This is a genomic window from Spirillospora sp. CA-128828 (assembly GCF_050945415.1).
GTDB lineage: Bacteria > Actinomycetota > Actinomycetes > Streptosporangiales > Streptosporangiaceae > Spirillospora.
This window is the reverse complement of the sequence record NZ_CP191986.1, coordinates 8,655,507-8,675,118: the sequence shown is the minus strand read 5'-3', so window position 1 is coordinate 8,675,118 and position 19,612 is coordinate 8,655,507. Positions and strand designations below refer to the sequence as shown.

The window sequence follows — 19,612 nt, the reverse complement described above, 5'->3', positions numbered from 1 at the left end:
ACAAACGTCACGTCTTTGGCAAACCTGGACGAACAAGGGCACGCAACGCTGAATACAGCGCCATAGCGCGAGCGCGTAGCGTGTCCCGCATGGACGTGGAGGGTGAGGCTGCGCGGCTCTTGGCGGAGTTCCGGGCGCAGGCGGATCCGGTGCGCGCGGAGTACGAGAAGCGTTACCTGAAGAGCGATTTCGTCCACATCGGCGTGACCGTCCCAGCGTTGCGCAAGGTCGCGCTGTCGACGGTCAAGGCCAAACCCACAAGGGGCGAACTGCTCGCCCTCGCTGAGTCCTTCTGGGGAGTGACCGACGAAGGCCGTCCCGTACACGAGGCTCGTATGGCGGCGATAGAGGTCCTCGCGAAGCGAGTCGCACTACTGGAGCCGCGCGACATGGGGTTTGCCGAGCGATTCATACGCGACTCGGCAAGCTGGGTGTACGTCGACCATCTTGCAGAGAAGTCCGTCGGCGCACTGGTCGTCCGGTACCCGGACCTGGCGACGACCCTCGACGCATGGGTCGCCGACCCCTACATGTGGATACGGCGTGCGGCGGTTCTCGCGCTGCTGCCAGGCGTCCGGACGGGAAACCCGGATCTCGGCAGGATCGACCGCTACGGGGACGCGCTCATAGCCGAACGCGAGTTCTTCATCCGTAAGGCTCTCGGATGGGTCCTTCGTGAGCTGTCCAAGAAAGACCCTGAGTGGGTGGCCGCATGGGTCGAACCCCGTGTCGACACCATCTCGGGTGTGACGCTACGCGAAGCCATCCGTCACCTGCCGCCCGCCGAGGTGGCGCGGATCAGAGCCTAAGCCCGGTACGCCTTCCACACCGTGTGGATACGGGCGCCCTGTCCGGCGGTGAACGACGTCATGCATGTGTCGTAGCCGTAGTCCATGTAGTTGTGCACCGGGTCGTACCCAGGAGAGGTACACGTGTCCTTGCCGGACGGGCAACCGTTCGTGGGGTCGCGCTCGGCCGGAGTATCCGAGACCCGGTCGCCCTGGGCGCTGCAGCCGTCCTGGAACGTGTGGTACAGCCCCAGCCAGTGCCCAACCTCGTGCGTCGCGCTGAACCCCTTGTTGAAGTGATCGATGGAACCGCCCGGCATGCTGGCGTAGTGGATGGTCACACCGTCCATCCTGGGGTCGGACCTGTACTTCCAGGGGAACGTCGACCAGCCGAGCAGATCCCCGCCTATGTAGGCGCTGTAGAGGTTCAGCGTGCCCTTCCCGCCTCTGTGCAGCTTCGGCTTGAACGTCCCCTCGTAGCGTTCCGGGTCGCTGAACCAGGCCGCGTTGTCGGAACGGCTCACAGCCATGAGCCTGAAGGAGACGCGCGTGTTCGCCCCGCCGTTCCGCCCGCCGTAGGACGCGTTCAACGTGCCGATCTGGCGCATGACCTCCCCGGTGGACACGTTGCCCCTCGCGCCGTCGTGAATCACATGGAAGTAGACCGGAATGCTGATCTGAGTCGCCCTGCGCAGGCCGGCGCGGTTCGTCGAGCCGTCCGTCCTGTCGGCCGTGCCCAGGTCCAGACCGGCCAAGATCCGGTTGAGGCGCTGCTCCACGGAGGCGGCCTGGGCCGGGGTGAGATCGTTGCGTTCCCGCCCGTGAGCGCCCGTCCTCAACCGCGCCTCAGGGTGCGCGCAGTCGTCCAGGCGTCCATGCCGGGCGCCCAGGGACGGCCCGGACGGCGCGGCGGGAACGAGGGCGGCGAGCAGGGCGGCGGCGGCGAGCAGCTTCACGGCACTCCTAGGGAGGTCGCTTGCGGACGGGAAGCGGGCGAACACAGGGTGTTATCCACAGGTATCAGAGCGAAGACCTGCCGCGAGTGTGATCAAGGTAAATGGATGCCGACCGTTATAGGGCGATCGCACCATGTGATGGGCATGGCCGGGGCCGCGCGCATCGGCGCAGGCAGCGGCCCTTAGACTGGGAGGCCCTTCCGGCCGTGCGAAAGGCGTAGTTGGTGGCCGCAGACCAGTCCTTTGACACCGTCCTCGTCGTCGACTTCGGTGCGCAGTACGCGCAGCTGATCGCGCGGCGGGTCCGCGAATGCCATGTGTTCAGCGAGATCGTGCCGTCCACCATGCCGGCGGCGGAGATGCTCGCCAGGCGGCCCAAGGCGATCATCCTGTCGGGCGGCCCCGCGTCGGTGTACGAGAAGGGCGCCCCCGCCGCGCCGGAGGGGCTGTTCGACATCGGCGTCCCCACGCTGGGAATCTGCTACGGCCACCAGGTGATGGCCCAGGCCCTCGGCGGGACGGTCGAGAACTCCGATGTCGCCGAGTACGGCGGCGCGACCGTCGCCGTCACCTCGCCTGGGATGCTGTTCGCGGGGCTCCCGCACGAGCAGGCCGTGTGGATGTCCCACCGCGACTTCGTCAGCGGCGCCCCTGCCGGGTTCACGGTGACGGCGAGCACGGACGTCACGCCGGTCGCCGGCATGGAGGACCTGGAGCGCGGCTTCTTCGGCGTCCAGTTCCACCCCGAGGTCCTGCACACCGAGCACGGCATGGAGATCCTGCGGCGCTTCCTGTACGAGGGTGCCGGCTGCCGTCCGAGCTGGACGATGGTGAACATCGCGGACGAGTCGATCGAGGCCGTCCGGCAGCAGGTCGGGGAGAAGCGGGCGATCTGCGCCCTCTCCGGCGGAGTGGACTCGGCGGTCGCCGCCGCGCTCGTCCAGCGGGCCATCGGGGACCAGCTGACCTGCGTGTTCGTCGACCACGGCCTGCTGCGCAAGGGCGAGCCCGAGCAGGTCGAGAAGGACTTCGTCGCCGTCACCGGCGTGAACCTGCACGTCGTGAACGCCCAGGAGCGCTTCCTCGCCGCCCTCGACGGCGTCACCGACCCCGAGGAGAAGCGCAAGATCATCGGCCGCGAGTTCATCCGGGTGTTCGAGGAGGCGGCCCGCGAGATCGTCAAGGGCGGCGGACCGTCCCCCCGGCACGGCGGGGCGGACGCGGCGGAGCCGGTCGAGTTCCTCGTCCAGGGAACGCTCTACCCGGACGTGGTCGAATCGGGCGGCGGCACCGGCGCGGCCAACATCAAGTCGCACCACAACGTCGGCGGTCTCCCCGAAGACCTCCAGTTCAAGCTGATCGAGCCGCTGCGGACGCTGTTCAAGGACGAGGTCCGCGCGCTCGGCGAACAGCTCGGCCTGCCACCCGAGATCGTCTGGCGCCAGCCCTTCCCGGGCCCGGGCCTCGGCATCCGCATCATCGGCGCCGTCACGCGCGACCGCCTGGACGTCCTCAGGGACGCCGACGCCATCGCCCGCGAGGAGTTGACCCGCGCCGGCCTCGACCGCGACATCTGGCAGTTCCCGGTGGTGCTGCTCGCCGACGTCCGGTCCGTGGGCGTCCAGGGCGACAGCCGGACGTACGGGCACCCGATCGTCCTGCGCCCGGTGACCAGCGAGGACGCGATGACGGCCGACTGGGCGAAGCTCCCGTACGACGTCCTGCAGCGGATCTCCACCCGCATCACCAACGAGGTTCGCGAGATCAACCGGGTCGCGGTCGACATCACGTCCAAGCCCCCGGGCACCATCGAGTGGGAGTGACCCCAAGGGGGTTCACTCCCGCCGGGCGGCGATGAGCGGCGCGGTGAGGCACGCGGCGACCAGGAGGATGGCGGACGCGACCGTGAGGGCGACGGTGTAGCCGTGTACGGCGACCGCGGCGTCCGACGCCCGCGGATGGGACGCGAGATAGGTCGCGCCGGCGCCGGCCGCGAGGGTGTTGAGCAGCGCCGTGCCGAGGGCGGCGCCCAACTGCTGGGCGGCGTTGTAGGCGGCCGAGGCGGCCCCGATGTCGTGCCCGCACATCCCCTCGGTGGCCGAGGCGGCGGTCGGCGGCATCACGCAGCCGAGACCGAGCCCGGTCAGCACCAGCGCGGGAAGCAGGTGGCGGACGAAGACGTCCGCGCCGTCGGCGGTGAGCCGGGTGAGGATCAGCATCCCGGCGGCCGCCGCCAGCAGCCCCGGCACGACCAGCACCGCGGACGGGACGCGGCCATGCGCCTTCCCCGCGATGAGCATGGCCCCGCACAGCGCCGCCAGTGCGTTCACGATCAGGGCCAGACCCGCCTGGACGGGCGAGTACCCGAGCACGGTCTGCAGGTAGTAGCTCATGAACAGGTAGAAGCCGAACATCGCCACGAACATCAGCGTGATGGCGAGGAACGCCCCCGCACGGACGCGGTGCATCAGCACCCGCGCCGGCAGCAGCGGCTCGGACGCGCGGACTTCGACGACGGCGAACGCGGCCAGTAGCAGCACCCCGCCGGTCAGCAGCGCTGCCACTTCGGCCGAGCCCCACCCGAGCGGCTCGGCCCGGTTGAACCCGTACACCAGGGCGGCGAATCCCGAGAGGCTGAGCAGCGCGCCCGCGACGTCGAACCGTCCGCGGCGCCCCATGGGCCGGTCGCGAGGCACCGCCCCCGCGCCGAGAACGGCGAGCAGCGCGACGGGCACGTTGATGTACAGGCACCATCGCCAGCCGGCGTACTCGGTCAGCAGGCCACCGGCGATCAGCCCGGCCGCCGAGCCGGCGGCGCCGACGGCCGCGAACACCCCGAACGCCCGGCCGCGTTCGCGGGCCTCCGTGAACGTGGTCGCCAGCAGCGACAGGCCGGCGGGGGCCAGCACGGCGGCGAACGCCCCCTGCATGGCCCGCGCCCCGAACAGCGTTTCCGCGTTGACCGCCGCCCCGCCCAGCGCGGACGAGGCGGCGAACCCCACCAGTCCGGTCAGGAACGCGCGCCGGTGACCGAGCGCGCCGCCGATCCTGCCGCCGATCAGCAGCAGCCCGCCGAAGGCCAGCGCGTAGGCGGTGATCGCCCACTGCCGGTTCCCGTCCGACATCCCGAGCGCCCGTTGCGCCGACGGCAGCGCGATGTTGACGATCGTCCCGTCCAGGACGATCAGGAGCTGCGCCGCGCTCACCACCGCCAGCGTCCACCATCGCCGCCTGGGCCCGTGCCCGCGCCGGTCCCCCGTCGCTTCGCAGGCAGGCTCCGTCAGCAGCGGTTTCTCGTCTCCGAAATCCATGACTTCAATCGTTTCGTTGAAGTCGTCCCGGAGACTTGGCGCCCCGCTGCCGGCCCGCGGCCTGGACGCGGCGACCGTTGCCCCTCAAACCGCGGTCGAACCCCGCAGCCGAGCGGGCGACCTTAACGTGCTGGTCAATGGCGGCCAGGTGAGGTCAAGTCTGCGTCAGGGCACGGCCTTGCAATCGCGATGCGTGTTCGTACGGTGGCGCAACGTCACCATGCTCTGTGGGGCGAGGAGGAGGCCCCATGTCCCCGAAGCTCAGCGTCGTCGTGCCGTTCCACAACACCGAGGAGTACTTCCGGGAGTGCCTGGAGTCGCTGGCCGATCAGACACTGCGCGACCTTGAGGTGATCCTGGTGGACGACGGGTCCACTGACAACGGTGCCGTCATCGCCAAGGACATGTGCGCCCGCGACCCCCGGTTCCGCCTGGTCACGCGTGAGAACGAGGGCCCAGGGCCCGCCCGAAACGCCGGTGTGCTGCAGGCGAAGGGCGAGTACCTGGCGTTCGCGGACGCCGACGACGTGGTGGAACGCGAAGCCTATGCGCGGATGGTCCGGTCCCTTGAACGGACCGGGTCCGACATCGCGTCCGGGAACGTGCAGCGGATGGACGAAGACCGGACCTGGCAGTCGCACCTGCACGACGGTGTCTTCACGGAGTCCTGTGCGAGGACGCATGTGTCGTCCAAACCGACGCTCATGCGCGACCGAACACCGTGGAACAAGGTGTACCGGCGGGAGTTCTGGGACCGGATCGGCCTGGAGTTCCCCGCGGGCTTCTACGAGGACCCTCCGGTCACGGCGCGCGCGCACGCGCTGGCCGGTTCCGTGGACGTCCTGAGTGAGACCGTCTACTTCTGGCGCAAGCGGCCAGGGTCCATCACAGAGGACCGCTACGACTGGGACAACATCCGCCAGCGGATGCGGTCGGCGCGGGTCGTCCGGGACGGCCTGGCCGACTACGGCCCGCAACTCCTCAACGCGTACGACGAGCACGTCCTCGTCCCGATCGAACTTCGTGTCCTGTTCGCGGCCCTCCCCAGGACGGAGGACGAGAACCGCGAAGAACTCGTCGCCATGGGCGCGGTACTGGCCCGGCACATCAGCCCGCGCGTCCTGAAGCGCCAGCCCGCGATGACGCGCCTGCAACTTCACCTGCTGTGCAGGCGGATGGTGCCGGAACTGCTGGAGGTGCTGCGGTTCGTCCAGCTCCGCAAGGTGGCCGACGCGCCGAGGGTGCGGCGTGGGCTGCGGCATCGCTGGTACGCGGAGTTCCCGTTCTTCGAGGACGAGGAGCGGGCCGTCCCGTCGCACGTGTACGACGTGACCGACGAACTGAAGCCGGTGGCGGCGATCGACCGGGCCGACTGGGTGGACGGGCGGCTCCGCATCGAGGGCCACGCGTACATCCGGCATCTGGACTCCTCCACCGAGGACGGCTCCCGCATCCGGCTCTGGCTGGTCGCGGCGAACAAGCGGGGCCTCATGCGCGTCCCGGTCACCCGGGTCCGCAGGCCGGACGTGACCGCCCGGTCGCGGCAGTCGGCGGTCTCCTACGACTGGTCGGGGTTCGTCGCGGAGATCGACCCGTCCACGCTGAGGATGTTCGGACGCTGGCGGGACGTCGACTGGGTCCCGTGCGTGGAGATCGTCAACCGGGGGCTGCGGCGGCGCACGACGTTCGTGAACCCGCGGCTCACCGGGCGGCAGTGGCCGGACGACCGCGAGTGCGCCCCGGGCGTGCTCGTCCAGGGCGTCGCGGGCAGGCACCGGTTCGTGGTGCAGGTGCGGCGGACTCCGGCGGCGGTCACCGGCTGCCACCTGGAGGGGGGCGAGTTGTGGCTGGACGGCTGGAGCCTCGCCCCGTTCGGGGACGAGCCGCGCGTCACCGCCACCCCGAAGGTGGGGCGGGCCACGGTGGTCGGCCCCGTCGAACCCGCCGGCGGCGACGGCTTCCGGGCGCGGCTGCCGGTCGCCGGGCTGGCCAGGCGGCAGGGCGACTGGGAGATCAGCCTGCCGGGCGGGATCCGCCCGTACCTGGACGAGGACCCGGCGGGCACGGCCTTCCCGATACCGGGCGGGGAACTGGAACTCGCCAGGACACGGCGTAGCACGCTCCGGATCGTCGCCCGTGGACGCGTTCTCGCCGTCGACGAGGTGTCGTGGTCGTCCGAGGGGGCCCTCCGCCTGGCAGGCACGTGCACCGACCGGGTCGGACGGCCGGATTCGCTGATGCTCAGGCGGCGGCGGTCGTCCGAGGAGCACATCGTCACGCTCCATTGGGATGGTGAGCGCTTCACTGCGAAGTTCTCACCCGCGCGTATGCCGGTCCTCGGTCTCTCCCGTCCTCTTGTGGCCGGCCGTTGGGACGTCCTCGCCTCCGTTGGCGGGCAGGAACAACCTGTCGTCATCAGGCGCCACACTCTCCGCGACATGCCCGAGCCATTCGAAGCGGGCTTGCACCGGATCACCGTCCGCGCGCACAAGACCGACGTGTTGCAGCTTCGGATAGAGACGGCCCTGGACGACGACGAGCGCGGGGCCTATGCGCAGAGCCGGATACGGTCCGGGCACTACCGGCGCCACCTCAACCTGCCCGTCCGCGAACTGGCGCTCTTCGACGCGTACCGAGGACGCCAGTACTCGTGCAACCCGCGCGGCATCTACGACGAGCTTCGACGGCGCGAAACCGACCTGGAATGTGTGTGGGTCACCGAGAACGGCCAGTTCGGCAGGCCGGCGGGTGCGCGGACCGTCCTGTCCGGCACGCGGGAGCACTACGAGGCACTCGCCCGCGCGCGCTACATCTTCGGCAACTGGTCGCAGCAGGAATGGTTCTGCAAGCGCGAGGACCAGACCTACGTCCAGTGCTGGCACGGAACGCCGTTGAAGAAGCTCGGATACGACGTCAAGCAGATGCCCTTCAAGCGCACCGAGGGCGTGGACTGGATGCAGTATGACGTTCCCCAGTGGGACCTCCTGCTCGCCCAGAACACCTTCTCCGTCCCGCTGTTCCGGCGTGCGTTCGGTTACGCAGGGGACGTCCTGGAGAGCGGCTATCCCCGCAACGACGTTCTGGGCAGCCCGCACAGGGACGAGATCGCCGGGGCGGTGCGGCGGCGGCTCGGCATACCGGACGGCAAGCGGGTCGTGCTGTACGCGCCGACATGGCGGGACGATTTCCACCACGCGATCGGCAAGCGCGCGTTCCGCCTCGAATTCGAGCTGGACCGTTTCAGGGCGGCGCTGGGCCGCGATCACGTCCTGCTTCTGCGGACGCACTACCTCGTCACGGACCGGCCGCGGCTGCGCCCGGGCGACTGCGTCATGGACGTGTCCGTCTATCCCGACATCTCCGAACTGTTCCTCATCAGCGACGTGCTCGTCACGGACTACTCGTCGTCCATGTTCGACTTCGCCGTCACCGGCCGGCCGATGGTGTTCTTCACCTACGACCTGGAGCGCTACCGCGACCACGTGCGCGGTTTCTACTTCGACTTCGACGCGGAGGCCCCCGGGCCGCTGCTGGGCACCACGCAGGAGGTCGTCGAGGCCCTGCGCGAGCCGGACGCGCTGGACGCCGGGTTCCGGGACGCCCGCGCCGCCTTCGCCGCCCGGTACTGCCCGCACGACGACGGCCACGCCGCCTCCCGCGTGCTCGACCGGGTCCTCCACCAGGCCCGTTAACACCCCGAACCCCATCACGGAGCTGCTCGTGTCCCCGCAGATAAGCATCGTCGTCCCTTTCCGCAACACCGCCGGCCGGCTGCCGGAGTGCCTGGAGTCGCTCGCCGGGCAGACCCTGCGCGACATCGAAGTGCTCATAGTGGACGACGGGTCGGACGACGGCGGAACGGTCGTCGCCAAGGACTTCGCAGGGCGGGACGACCGTTTCACGCTCGTGCAACCCGGTCCCGGCGCGGCCGCCGCCGACGTGGGCGTCGAGCAGGCGAAGGGCCGCTATCTCGCCTTCGCCGACGGTGAGGACGCACTGCCGCCCTACGCGTGCGAACTGATGGTCGGCACGCTGGATTCGACGGGATCGGACCTCGTCGGCGGAAACGTCATGTGTCTGGACGGCGAACGGGTATGGCAGTCGCCGCTCCACAGCGACTCCTACGCGGAGACCATGAAGGCGACGCACGTGACCCGCCACCCGGCCCTCCTGCAAGACAGGACGGTGTGGAACAAGGTCTACCGGCGCTCGTTCTGGGACGCGCATCGATTTGAGCTTGGGGTCGGCCGAGACGCGCTGATCGCCGTGCAGACCCAGATATTGGCCTCCGCTGTCGACGTACTGGACGCGACCGTCTACTTCTGGCGGGACCGTCCGGGGACGGCCACGCGCACACGTCCCGAACCGGCCGACATCACCGAACGGTTCGCGACCCTGGCGAACGTGCGGGACTTCATCCGTGAGCATGTGCCGGACCTTCTGGAGGTCTACGACATGCACGCGCTGGACCTGGACGTGCGCGAGCTCATGCTCGCCTTGCCCGGAGCCACCTGGGAGGAGCGTGAACGTCTGGTCGAGCTCGGCGCGGAGGTCGCCGCCGACGCCGGACGTCCGGCCGCCGCCGGCCTTGAGGCGATCAGGCGGCTGGAAACATACCTGCTCGGCGAGGGCATGCTCTCCGAGTTGCTGGAGGTGCTCCGTTTCGAGGAGGACGGGCTGCAGGACGTCCCTCTCGTTCCCCGGGGCCGTCTCCGCCAGCGCTGGTACGCCCGCTACCCCTACTTCGACGACGCGGCGCGGGACATCCCCGAGGACATGTACGACGTCACCGACGAGCTCGCCCTGTGGGCGGACGTCGACAGTGTCCACTGGGACGTCGACACCCTCATCGTCGAAGGGCACGCCCACTTCGACCGGTTGGACGTGTCGTCGGCGACGGACTCCCGGATCCGGGTCTGGATGAGCGACGTGCGGACCGGCAAGGAGATCAGGCTGCCGGTGGAGCGGACGTGCGTTCCGGAGGTCACCGCCCGGTCCGGCCAGGCGAACGTCTCCTACGACTGGTCGGGTTTCACCGTCCGCGTGGAGCCCGAGTACCTGCTGGACGGCGACGAATGGCGGACGGCCACCTACGAGGTGTTCGCCGAGGTCTCGACGGCCGGGCGCAAGGCGGTTCAGCGGTTGACCGCGATGTCTCCGGCCGTGCGGTGGACGGCGGCGCGGCAGGTGGACGAACACGTGGCCGTCCAGCCGGCGGCCGGCGACGACGACGTCTTCGTCGTCCACGTCAAGCGGGCCAAGGCCGTCCTCACCAGGATCCGCCGTGACGGGGACACGCTGGTGCTGAACGGATGGACGCGACGCGCACTCGGCGCGGGGGCCGCCATGGTCGCGGCACGCCGGCATGGGGGAGTCGAGGTCAGGGGCGAGGTGACTCTGCGCCAGTCCGCCGTTCTGCGGATGGCGGAGGGCACCGGGTTCGACTTCACGGCGAAGCTGCCGCTGGAGTACCTCATCTCCGTCCCGGAGGGCGGAACCTACGGCACGCATCTGCGGGACGCCGTCGACTGGGACATCCGGCTCACGGGCGAGGGCGGCCCGCTGAGGCTCACGGTCGCGAGCAATGTGAAGGCCGCCCGGCACGCCCTCCCGACCACGGGCGGACGCGGCCGGGAGCTCGCCCTCACACGCACCGCGTTCGGGAACCTGCGCGCCGTCGAGCGGGGTTTCCGCCCGGTCGTCACGAGCGCCGAGTGGGGCGCGAACGGGCTCCTCACGCTCAGCGGGGACTTCGCCGCGCCGGAAGACCGTCCCGACCGCTTCGTGCTACGGCGGCGCCGGTCGGGCGACGAGCATCACATCCCCGTTACCTGGGAGGAACACCGCTTCACCGCCACGTTCACGCCCGCGACGATGGCCGTTTTCGGGACGGACCTGCCGCTGAGCAGCGGAACCTGGGACCTGCTGGCGCGCGCGTGTGACGGAGAGGTGGCGGTCGTCGTTGAACGTGAGGCCGTCCCCAGCCTCCCCGACCGGCAGCGTGTCGGAACGCATGAATTCGAGATCGGCGTTCACCAGATCGACGCGCTGACACTGCACAGCCGCCTGGCCCTGGAGGACGACGAGCGCGGTGGGCACGCACAGGTGCTTCTCCAACGGCGGGACTATCCCGTCTACCTGCGGAGCCCTCTCGCAGACATCGCCGTGTTCTCCAGCCACAACGGATCCCAGTACAGCTGCAGCCCGAGGGCGATCTACGAGGAACTCACCCGTCGCGGAACCGATCTGGAATGCGTCTGGGTGTCCCAGGACGGCCAGTTCGCGGTTGATGGGAAGGCTCAGACCGTCCTGGCCGGAAGCCGCGAGCACTATCGCCACCTCGCGCGCGCCCGGTACGTCGTCACCAACCACGGGCTGCCGCCCTGGTACACCAAGCGAGATGAGCAGACCTACGTCCAGACCTGGCACGGAACCCCGCTGAAGCGTCTCGGCTACGACCTGAGGGACATGCCGTACCGGCACACCGAGCGGCTCGACCGGATGGAACGGGAAACGGCCCGATGGGACCTCCTGCTGTCCTCCAGCCCGTACGCCACGCAGGCCATGAAACGGGCGTTCCGGTACGACGGTGAGGTCCTGGAGACGGGATATCCGCGCAACGACATCCTCAGCACGCCCGAGTGGGAGCGCATCGGGACCCGCATCCGCAAGCGCCTGGGAATCCCGCAGGGCAAGAAGGTCGTCCTCTATGCGCCGACATGGCGGGACGACCGGCACCATGCTGAAGGCAGGCACGGGTTCTCCCTGGAACTGGACATGGAGATCATGCGCCAGGCCATAGGCGATGACCACGTCCTGCTACTGCGGACCCATCACCTCATCACCGATCGCGACCCTCTCGTCACGGACGGAGGCTTCGTCATCGACGTGTCCCTGTACCCGGACATCGCCGACCTCTACATGGCGGCAGACGTGCTCGTCACCGATTACTCGTCCGCGATGTTCGACTACGCGATCCTGGGTCGGCCCATCGTCCTCTACACCTATGACCTGGACTGGTACCGCGACCACCTGCGCGGCTTCTATTTCGACCTGGAGGCGGAAGCCCCCGGGCCGCTCGTGAAGACGTCCGCAGAGGTCGCCGACGCGGTCAAGGCCGCCCCGGGCAGCGAACAGGGTTTCGCCGACGCCTACGACCGGTTCTTCGTGAAGTACTGCCCGCATGACGACGGCCAGGCGGCGTCCAGGGTCGTCGACCGCGTCTTCGGCGAGGCGTGAATCCCGCCGCTCAACCCGGGCGGCGGGCCCGTGCGAACAGCCACACGCCCGGCCACGAGCAGATCGGCAGGCGCCGCTCCAGCACGGCGGACAGCCGCAGGGCCTCGTTGACGAGCGGATGCAGCGGAGCCAGATCCTCGCGCCGCACCGTCCGGTTCCTGAGAAGCCGCAAGAGCGGACGGTGCAGGACGCCCCGGCACCACACGCGCTCCAGCACGAGCTCCGCGCCCTCCAGCAGATCGACGAGCGCACGGTGGGTATAGCGGCGGACCCTTCCGAGCGCCACATCGTGCGCCGACCACAGGGCCATGTCGCACGGCACGGACACCAGCGCCGTCCCACCCGGCCGCAGCACACGCGCGATCTCGGCGACCGCCCGCGCGTCGTCCTCCACATGCGCCAGGACGTCCAACGCCAGCGCCAGGTCGTACTCGCCGGGCGGAAGCGGCAGGTACCGCGCGTCACCCTCGTACGCCTCCACGCCGTGGGCGCGGGCCAAGGCCACGGCGGCCGGGCTCAGGTCGATCGCCGTGGCGCGCCAGCCGTGCTCGGCCAGCACGCGGCAGCCGGCACCCGACGCGGCGCCGATGTCGACGGCCGTCCCGGGCACGCTGAACCGCAGCAGCTCGGCGGACAGGATCTCGCGGCGTTCGCGGTACCACCAGTTGTCGTTCTCGATCCGGGCGATCCGCCGGAGCTCGATGGTGTCCACGGGACAAGCCGACGGCATGGGCGGTGGCACGTTCCATCACCGTCGCCGCCCGCACACGGATCGTTGACCCCGGTTTGACCCCGGGGCGGCCGTCAGCGCCTCTTGCGCCGGCGCACCAGGAAACGGACGGCCATCAGGAGGGCGACCAGGCCGCCGACCGCGGGGACCGCGCGCTTGGCGATCGACGGCCCCGCGACCTCCAGCAGGTCGATCGCGTCGTCCTCCTTCGCCACGTGCAGCGGCGGCCGGGCCGGCTCCGCCCTGACCGGTCCGGGCTTGTCAGCGGGCTCCTCCGGCGTCGCCGCCGCCACCCCGGTCTCGGCCTCCACCTCCGGCTTCGCGGCCTCAGCCGGGCTCTCAGGCGCCGCGGCGGGGGCCGGCGCGGTCTCGGCGGGCGCCGCCGCGCCGGGCGACTCCAGTTCGGTGGCCAGCGCCTTGGCGAACCTCGCGATGATCTTGGAGCCGACCTCGGACAGGATGTTGCGGCCGAACTGCGCCGGACGCCCCGTCACGTTCAGCTTGGTGTGGACGGTCACCCGCGTCGTGCCGTCCTGCGGGTGCAGCGTCGCCTGGACGGTGGCCGCCGCCGTCCCCGACCCGCGGGCCTCCTTGCCGGACGCCTCCATCGTCACGACGCGGGACGACTCGTCCGCCGAGACGATCCGCGCGGTGCCGCGGTAGGTGATGGTCATCGCGCCGACCTTCACCTTCATCCGGCCGGAGTACTCCTCGCCCTCGACCCCGTCGAGCGTCGCGCCCGGCATGCACGCCGCGACGCGCTCCACGTCGAGCAGCACCGACCATGCCTGATCCACCGGTACGGGGACGGTGAAATCGTGGTCGAGTTCCATGATCAATGTCCTTATCGTCCGGAGACCTTGCCGCGACCCTACGGCGGCCGCACGCCGCGTCGCCAGTGGGACCCGACAGGCATCCAGGTACCCGGCGGCGCGGTGAACATGCCGCCTGGTGAACCTGCGGCGTGGCGGCCGGGCCCCGGGGTGCGGGGCGGGGCCCGGCCGCCTGGAACCGTCAGCCCGCGGCGGCCGCCAGTGCGCGCGCCGTCAGCACCGTCGCCAGATGGGTCCGGTACTCCGACGACCCGTGCAGGTCGGTCGGCGGTTCGGTGCCGGCCGGCGCCTGCGCGGCCGCCGTCCGGAACGTGTCCTCCGACGCCGGCCGCCCCTGGACGGCGATCTCCACCGCGTTGGCCCTGACAGGAACCGGCCCCATGCAGGTCAGCGCGACCCGTGCCTCCTCGATGCCGGCACCATTGCGGCGGACGGCGCACGCGATTCCGACGATCGCCCATGCCTGCGCCGTCCGGTGGAACTTCTCGTAGTGCACGCCCCAGCCCGCATCCAGTTTCGGTACGCGCACGCCCACGAGCAGTTCGTCCGGCTCCATCGCCGACGTCATCCAGTCGACGAAGAACTCCGACGCGGGGATCTCCCTCTCACCGCGCACGGACCGGACAAGGCACACCGCGTCCAGTGCCAGCGCGACCGCGGGAAGGTCCCCCGCCGGGTCGGCGTGGGCCAGCGACCCGCCGAACGTGCCGCGATGCCGGACGGCCGGGTCCGCGACCGTCTCCGTCGCCTGCGCGATCAGCGGGGCGTGCTCGCGCACCAGCGGATCGTGGATCACCTGGTGATGCGTCGCCATGGCGCCGATGACCAGGGAGTCGCCCGCGTCCCGGATCTCCCGGAGCCCGTCGACCCGGTCGAGGTCGATCAGCGCGTCGGGGTAGGCGAGCCGGAGCCGCAGCAGCGGCATCAGGCTCTGCCCGCCGGCCAGCACCTTCGCGTCCTCGCCGGCGTCGGACAGCGCCCGGCAGGCGTCCTCCACCGAGGCCGGACGCGCGTAGTCGAACGTCGCGGGGATCACTGTGCACCTCCGGCCGAGCCGAGTCCGCCGCCCGGGCCGGGTTCGGCCGCGGCGGGTTTCTTCTCCGCGCGCAGGGCGCGCCACACGCGTTCGGGCGAGCACGGCATCGGCACGTCCGTGACGCCGTGCGGGCGCAGCGCGTCCACGATCGCGTTGACGACCGCGGGTGTCGAGGCGATCGTCCCCGCCTCGCCGACCCCCTTCACGCCCATCGGGTTGGACGTCGCGGGCGTCTCGGTGCGGTCGGTCGTGAACGACGGCAGGTCCTTGGCGGACGGGACCAGGTAGTCGGCCATGGTGGTCGTCGTGAGGTTGCCGTCCGCGTCGTACACCGCCTCTTCATAGAGGGCCTGGGCGATGCCCTGCGCAAGCCCTCCGTGGACCTGCCCCTCCACGATGAGCGGGTTGACGACCTTGCCGATGTCGTCCACGGCCACGTACTTGCGGAGCTTCACCATCCCGGTCTCTGTGTCGACCTCGGCGGCGCACAGGTGCGTGCCATGCGGGAAGGAGAAGTTGTCCGGGTCGAACGTGGCGTCGGAGTCCAGCGACGGCTCGATGCCGTCCGGCAGGTCGTGCGCGGCGAACGCGGCCAGCGCGACCTCCTGCAGCGTCTTGCCCTCCTCCTGGACACCTCGGACGCTGAACCGTCCGCCGGCGAACTCCAGGTCCTGTTCGGACGCCTCCAGCAGATGCGCGGCGACCTTGCGGGCCTTGTCGACCACCTTCTCGCAGGCCGAGAACAGCGCGACGCCGCCGACGGTCAGGGAACGCGAGCCGTAGGTGTCCATTCCCTTGGGAGAGATGGCCGTGTCACCGTGCAGGACCTTCACGTCCTCGAACGGGACGCCGAGCCGGTCCGCGGTGATCTGCGCCCAGGCCGTCTCGTGGCCCTGCCCATGCGCGGACGAACCGGTGACCACTTCGACCTTCCCGGACGGCAGTACGCGCACCGACGCGTGTTCCCAGCCGCCAGCGCCGTACGAGAGCGATCCGAGCACGCGGGACGGGGCCAGGCCGCACATCTCCGTGAACGTGGACACCCCGATGCCCAGCTGCACCGGATCCTGCCGTTCACGCCTGTCCGACTGCTCCGCGCGCAGCTTGTCGTACTCGAACAGCTCCAGCGCCTTGTCCGTCGCCGCCTCGTAGTTGCCGGAGTCGTACGTGAGGCCCGCGATCGTCTCGTACGGGAACTCCTCATGCTTGATCCAGTTGCGGCGCCGTACCTCGATGGGGTCCACGCCCAGTTCGGCGGCCAGCTCGTCCATCATGCGCTCGATGGCGTACGTGGCCTCCGGGCGGCCCGCGCCCCTGTAGGCGTCCGTGGGCGTCTTCGTCGTGAAGACACCCGTGCAGGTGAACGACAGCGCGTCCATCTTGTAGATGCCGTTGTACATGAACGCGCCCAGCAGCGGGATGCCGGGAGTGACCAGCATGAGGTACGCCCCCATGTCGGCCAGCAGATCCACCTTCAGGCCGCGGATCCGTCCGTCCCGCTCCGCCGCGAGCGTGATCTTCTGTATCTGGTCGCGCCCGTGGTGGACGGTCATGTTGCCCTCGCTGCGCGTCTCCGTCCACTTCACGGGACGGCCGAGCCTGCGGGCCAGCAGCAGCGCGAGGACCTCCTCCCCGTACACCTGCAGCTTGGAGCCGAAGCCGCCGCCGACGTCCGGTGCGACGACCCGGATCCGGTGCTCGGGGATCCCGGTGACCGTGGCCAGCATCAGCCGCAGGATGTGCGGGATCTGCGTGGCCGAGTACAGCGTGAACTCGTCCCCCTCGGGGACGCACAGGACCGACCGCGGCTCCATCGCCGTCGGGATCAGCCTCTGCTGGACGTAGCGGCGCTCCAGGACGACCGGTGCGTCCCTCATCGCGGCGTCGAGATCCCCGTTCTCGAACACCCACGTGTAGGACTTGTTCGTCCCCAGGTCGTCGTGGACCAGATCGGCGCCGTCCGCTACGGCCGCCTCCATGTCCACCACCGCGGGCAGCGGCTCGTAGTCGACGTCGATCTCTTCCAGAGCGTCCACGGCCGCGGCCTTGTCGCGCGCCACGACGCACGCGACGGGCTCCCCGACGTAGCGGACCTCGTCCACCGCCATAGGCGCATGATCCGGATGCTTCATGTCATCGGTCACGACCCAGGCGCATGGAAGCGAGCCCTGTTCCGCGGCGAGATCCTGGCCGCTGAACACGCCGACCACTCCGGGACGCCCCTTCGCGGGCGCGGTGTCGACGCCGGTGATCCTGGCGTGCGCGTACGGGCTGCGCAGGAACGCCACGTGCAGCGTCCCCGCCGGCGTCATGTTGTCGGTCCACCGGGTCCGGCCGGTGATGAGCCGGGCGTCCTCCGACCGCTTGCGCGGGCTGCCGACCTCCTGCACGGTCACGGCGTCACCTCCTGCCGGCCGGGCTCACGCATCTCGCTCGCCGCGCGCCGGACCGCCTTGACGATGTTCTGGTAGCCGGTGCACCGGCACAGGTTGCCTTCGAGCCCCTCCCGGACCTCGTCCTCCGACGGGTCGGGGTTCTCCCGCAGCAGATCGAGCGACGCCATGATCATGCCGGGCGTGCAGTAGCCGCACTGGAGCGCGTGCTCCTCGTGGAAGGCCTGCTGCATGGGGTGCGTGGTGCCGTCGATGCCGAGACCCTCGACGGTCGTCACGTCGCGGCCGTCGGCCTGGACGGCGAAGACGGAGCAGCTCTTCACGCTCAGCCCGTCCATCAGGACGGTGCAGGCTCCGCAGTTGCTGGTGTCGCACCCGACCGGGGTCCCGACCTTTCCCAGCCGTTCGCGCAGATAGTGGACGAGAAGGAGGCGCGGCTCGACGTCGTCTTCGTACGTCGCGCCGTCGACCTCCACACGGATACGTGGCATGCGTTTCTCCCAGGGACGTCTCGGGGTGGACTTAGAGAGACACCCCTGGGCGGGGCACGCTGTTCCGGCCACGTCATCGGGGCCACCTCCGTGGAAGGCGACCCTCCGAAACTAATCCGCGGTTGAATGCCGTACTAGTCCCCTGCGTCGCTTATTTACCGACGTCTGGGGGACTGATGGCCGCTAGTGCACGCGGAGGAGAACCGGCCAGGTGTCGGAGCCGACGATCCCGTCGTCGTCGACGCCGCCCCACCGCTGCACCGCCTTGACGGCCTCCTCGGTCGCGTCGTCGAAGGTCCCGGTCATGGACACCTCGGGGTGGCTGCGCGCCTGCAGCAGCCCCTGCACGCTCTCCACGTGCTCCCCGGTGTCGCCCTTGCTCAGTTCCGGGAGCTTCTTCACCATGTCCTCCGTCCAGTTTCCCCCGCCGTAGGCGGGCCGTCCGTAACCGGCGATGACACCGGAGTCGCGCACGCGGCGCTTCACCGCGTCGCTCGTGTTGGCCTCGATGGTCTGGAGCCGCCCACCGCCGAGGACCTTCTCGACCACGCCGACGTGGTCGATCGCGCCCACGTTGTTGGTGGCGCCCCAGTCGAAGAACACGATGTCGCCGGGCTTGGCCTCGTTGACGCTCGCGGTCGTCCCGCTGTGCCACCGTCCGGCCTTCTGGAAGTCCTGTGCGTGCCACACGGTGTAGGCGCGATCCCCGCCCGGCAGGACGGCCGCGGCGTTCCCGCTGTGCCGTGCCCAGTAGGTGATGCCCATGTCGCACCAGGAGGCGCGCAGGAACTCGTCCCCGTGCCTGGACGCGTACTCCTTGGTGATGGTGTTCGGCCGGCCCGACATTCCGAGCGACTTCCGGGCCTCGGCGATCATTGCCGCGGCGCTCATCCGGAACCCTCCCCGCGGAAGATCCCGTCGGTATCGGGCTCGCCGTAAAGCGCTCCGAGGATCTGCTCCTCGTCCGGTTCGGTGGCGCGGTGGACGTCCGGATTCACGTCCACTTCATCCATATGGGCTGCTTCGTTCGCATCTGTGCTGTTTTGGGGGGTCATGTGCTCCTCCAGGAGCGTCGGCCTCCGCCGCGCCGTTCCGTGGGTGACTTTCGACCGACCGTAATGGGCCGACCCCATACTTCTCCGGTTTTCGCCCTAAAACTCACTCAACTGCCCGAGAAACGCTTCTACCAGGTAAGACACCCGACAACACATCGGTGCGGCCGGCGTTCCGCGGGCGATATCGACCGGTTCCGGGGTAGGGGCCGCCTATGTTGTTCTTTTCGTCCCGGCTGGGATGCCTGGGGTCGGTGGTCGTGACCCTGGTGCTCACCTGGGTCGTGTTCCTCCTGCTCAGCCGGTGAGTCAGCGGCGGGGAGCGAGGGTTTCGGTGTGAAGTGACCTTCCGTCCAGATCCCGCAGGTGGACGGTCAGGGATTTGGGTGAAGTACAGGAACCGAGCAGGCCGCGCGCGCGTCGCACCGGCATGCACCCTCAGTATCAGCAGCGTCCACACCGGTCCCCTGGCCTCATCATCGGCCTGGCGGCCGCCGTGGTGCTGGTGGCGGTGGTGGTAGTCGTGGTGGTGGCGGTCGCGTACTCGCGGTCACCGGAGTGGGATCGGGCGACGATCCAGGCGTGCGAGGCCGCGAAGGAGTACCACGAGCGGGACGGCGACGCAGCGGTCGCGGTCGAGGCGGCGTCCAGGAGCGGTGTGGCCGAGCTCCGGGTGATCGCCCGGAAGAACGCGCCAGACGGGTCGGTGGTGGAAGACCTGCGGGCGCAGACCGGCGCGATCGAGATCTCCACCTGGTGCATCAAGCACAAGATGGGCTGACT

The 19,612-nt window shown here is 69.9% G+C and carries 14 protein-coding genes; 5 read left to right on the top strand and 9 right to left on the bottom strand.

Features of this window, described 5'->3' with window-relative positions; all coding sequences use genetic code 11:
• Positions 1 to 89 precede the first annotated feature (89 nt).
• Positions 90 to 809, top strand: coding sequence for a DNA alkylation repair protein (locus ACQPXG_RS41570; protein WP_433464642.1), 720 nt, complete (start codon positions 90 to 92; stop codon positions 807 to 809).
• Here the strand turns inward: ACQPXG_RS41570 and ACQPXG_RS41565 are convergent.
• Positions 806 to 1,744 carry a zinc metalloprotease gene (locus ACQPXG_RS41565; RefSeq protein WP_433464641.1) on the bottom strand — a complete coding sequence of 313 codons (939 nt, stop codon included), beginning with the start codon at positions 1,742 to 1,744 and terminating at the stop codon, positions 806 to 808. The two genes, ACQPXG_RS41570 and ACQPXG_RS41565, sit on opposite strands and share 4 nt — an antisense overlap.
• A 224-nt stretch (positions 1,745 to 1,968) precedes the next feature.
• On the opposite strand from ACQPXG_RS41565, the gene guaA reads away from it, so the two are divergent.
• The gene (gene guaA, locus ACQPXG_RS41560; RefSeq protein WP_433464640.1) at positions 1,969 to 3,567 is read left to right on the top strand and encodes a glutamine-hydrolyzing GMP synthase; all 1,599 of its coding nucleotides are present in this window, start codon (positions 1,969 to 1,971) and stop codon (positions 3,565 to 3,567) included.
• Between the two features lie 12 nt (positions 3,568 to 3,579).
• Here the strand turns inward: guaA and ACQPXG_RS41555 are convergent, their stop codons facing one another.
• Positions 3,580 to 5,055: an MFS transporter gene (locus tag ACQPXG_RS41555; RefSeq protein ID WP_433464639.1), complete on the bottom strand. Its 1,476-nt coding sequence runs from the start codon at positions 5,053 to 5,055 to the stop codon at positions 3,580 to 3,582.
• Between the two features lie 248 nt (positions 5,056 to 5,303).
• On the opposite strand from ACQPXG_RS41555, the gene ACQPXG_RS41550 reads away from it, so the two are divergent.
• Both ACQPXG_RS41550 and ACQPXG_RS41545 read left to right on the top strand, forming a co-directional pair.
• Complete coding sequence (locus tag ACQPXG_RS41550; RefSeq protein WP_433464638.1) at positions 5,304 to 8,747, top strand: bifunctional glycosyltransferase/CDP-glycerol:glycerophosphate glycerophosphotransferase; 3,444 nt, start codon at positions 5,304 to 5,306, stop codon at positions 8,745 to 8,747.
• Between the two features lie 28 nt (positions 8,748 to 8,775).
• A complete protein-coding gene (locus ACQPXG_RS41545; RefSeq protein WP_433464637.1) occupies positions 8,776 to 12,294 on the top strand; it encodes a bifunctional glycosyltransferase/CDP-glycerol:glycerophosphate glycerophosphotransferase in 3,519 nt (1,172 codons plus the stop codon).
• Between the two features lie 10 nt (positions 12,295 to 12,304).
• Here the strand turns inward: ACQPXG_RS41545 and ACQPXG_RS41540 are convergent, their stop codons facing one another.
• The 7 genes from ACQPXG_RS41540 to ACQPXG_RS41510 form a co-directional block, all read right to left on the bottom strand.
• Positions 12,305 to 13,006: a class I SAM-dependent methyltransferase gene (locus ACQPXG_RS41540; protein WP_433464636.1), complete on the bottom strand. Its 702-nt coding sequence runs from the start codon at positions 13,004 to 13,006 to the stop codon at positions 12,305 to 12,307.
• A gap of 92 nt (positions 13,007 to 13,098) precedes the next feature.
• Complete coding sequence (locus ACQPXG_RS41535) at positions 13,099 to 13,857, bottom strand: SRPBCC family protein (RefSeq protein WP_433464635.1); 759 nt, start codon at positions 13,855 to 13,857, stop codon at positions 13,099 to 13,101.
• Positions 13,858 to 14,038: 181 nt separating this feature from the next.
• A complete protein-coding gene (locus ACQPXG_RS41530) occupies positions 14,039 to 14,893 on the bottom strand; it encodes an FAD binding domain-containing protein (protein ID WP_433464634.1) in 855 nt (284 codons plus the stop codon).
• Positions 14,890 to 17,289, bottom strand: a complete 2,400-nt coding sequence (locus ACQPXG_RS41525; protein WP_433464633.1) for a xanthine dehydrogenase family protein molybdopterin-binding subunit — start codon at positions 17,287 to 17,289, stop codon at positions 14,890 to 14,892. Before ACQPXG_RS41525 ends, ACQPXG_RS41530 begins: the two co-directional genes overlap by 4 nt.
• On the bottom strand, positions 17,286 to 17,777 hold the full coding sequence (locus ACQPXG_RS41520) for a (2Fe-2S)-binding protein (protein ID WP_433464632.1): 492 nt from the start codon (positions 17,775 to 17,777) through the stop codon (positions 17,286 to 17,288). The genes ACQPXG_RS41525 and ACQPXG_RS41520 overlap by 4 nt, the downstream gene beginning before the upstream one ends.
• A gap of 183 nt (positions 17,778 to 17,960) precedes the next feature.
• A complete protein-coding gene (locus ACQPXG_RS41515) occupies positions 17,961 to 18,668 on the bottom strand; it encodes a peptidoglycan-binding protein (RefSeq protein ID WP_433464631.1) in 708 nt (235 codons plus the stop codon).
• Entirely contained in the window at positions 18,665 to 18,832 is a 168-nt protein-coding gene (locus ACQPXG_RS41510; RefSeq protein WP_433464630.1) for a hypothetical protein, read from the bottom strand. The genes ACQPXG_RS41515 and ACQPXG_RS41510 overlap by 4 nt, the downstream gene beginning before the upstream one ends.
• Before the next feature lie 427 nt (positions 18,833 to 19,259).
• On the opposite strand from ACQPXG_RS41510, the gene ACQPXG_RS41505 reads away from it, so the two are divergent.
• Positions 19,260 to 19,610, top strand: coding sequence for a hypothetical protein (locus ACQPXG_RS41505; RefSeq protein ID WP_433464629.1), 351 nt, complete (start codon positions 19,260 to 19,262; stop codon positions 19,608 to 19,610).
• Positions 19,611 to 19,612 lie beyond the last annotated feature (2 nt).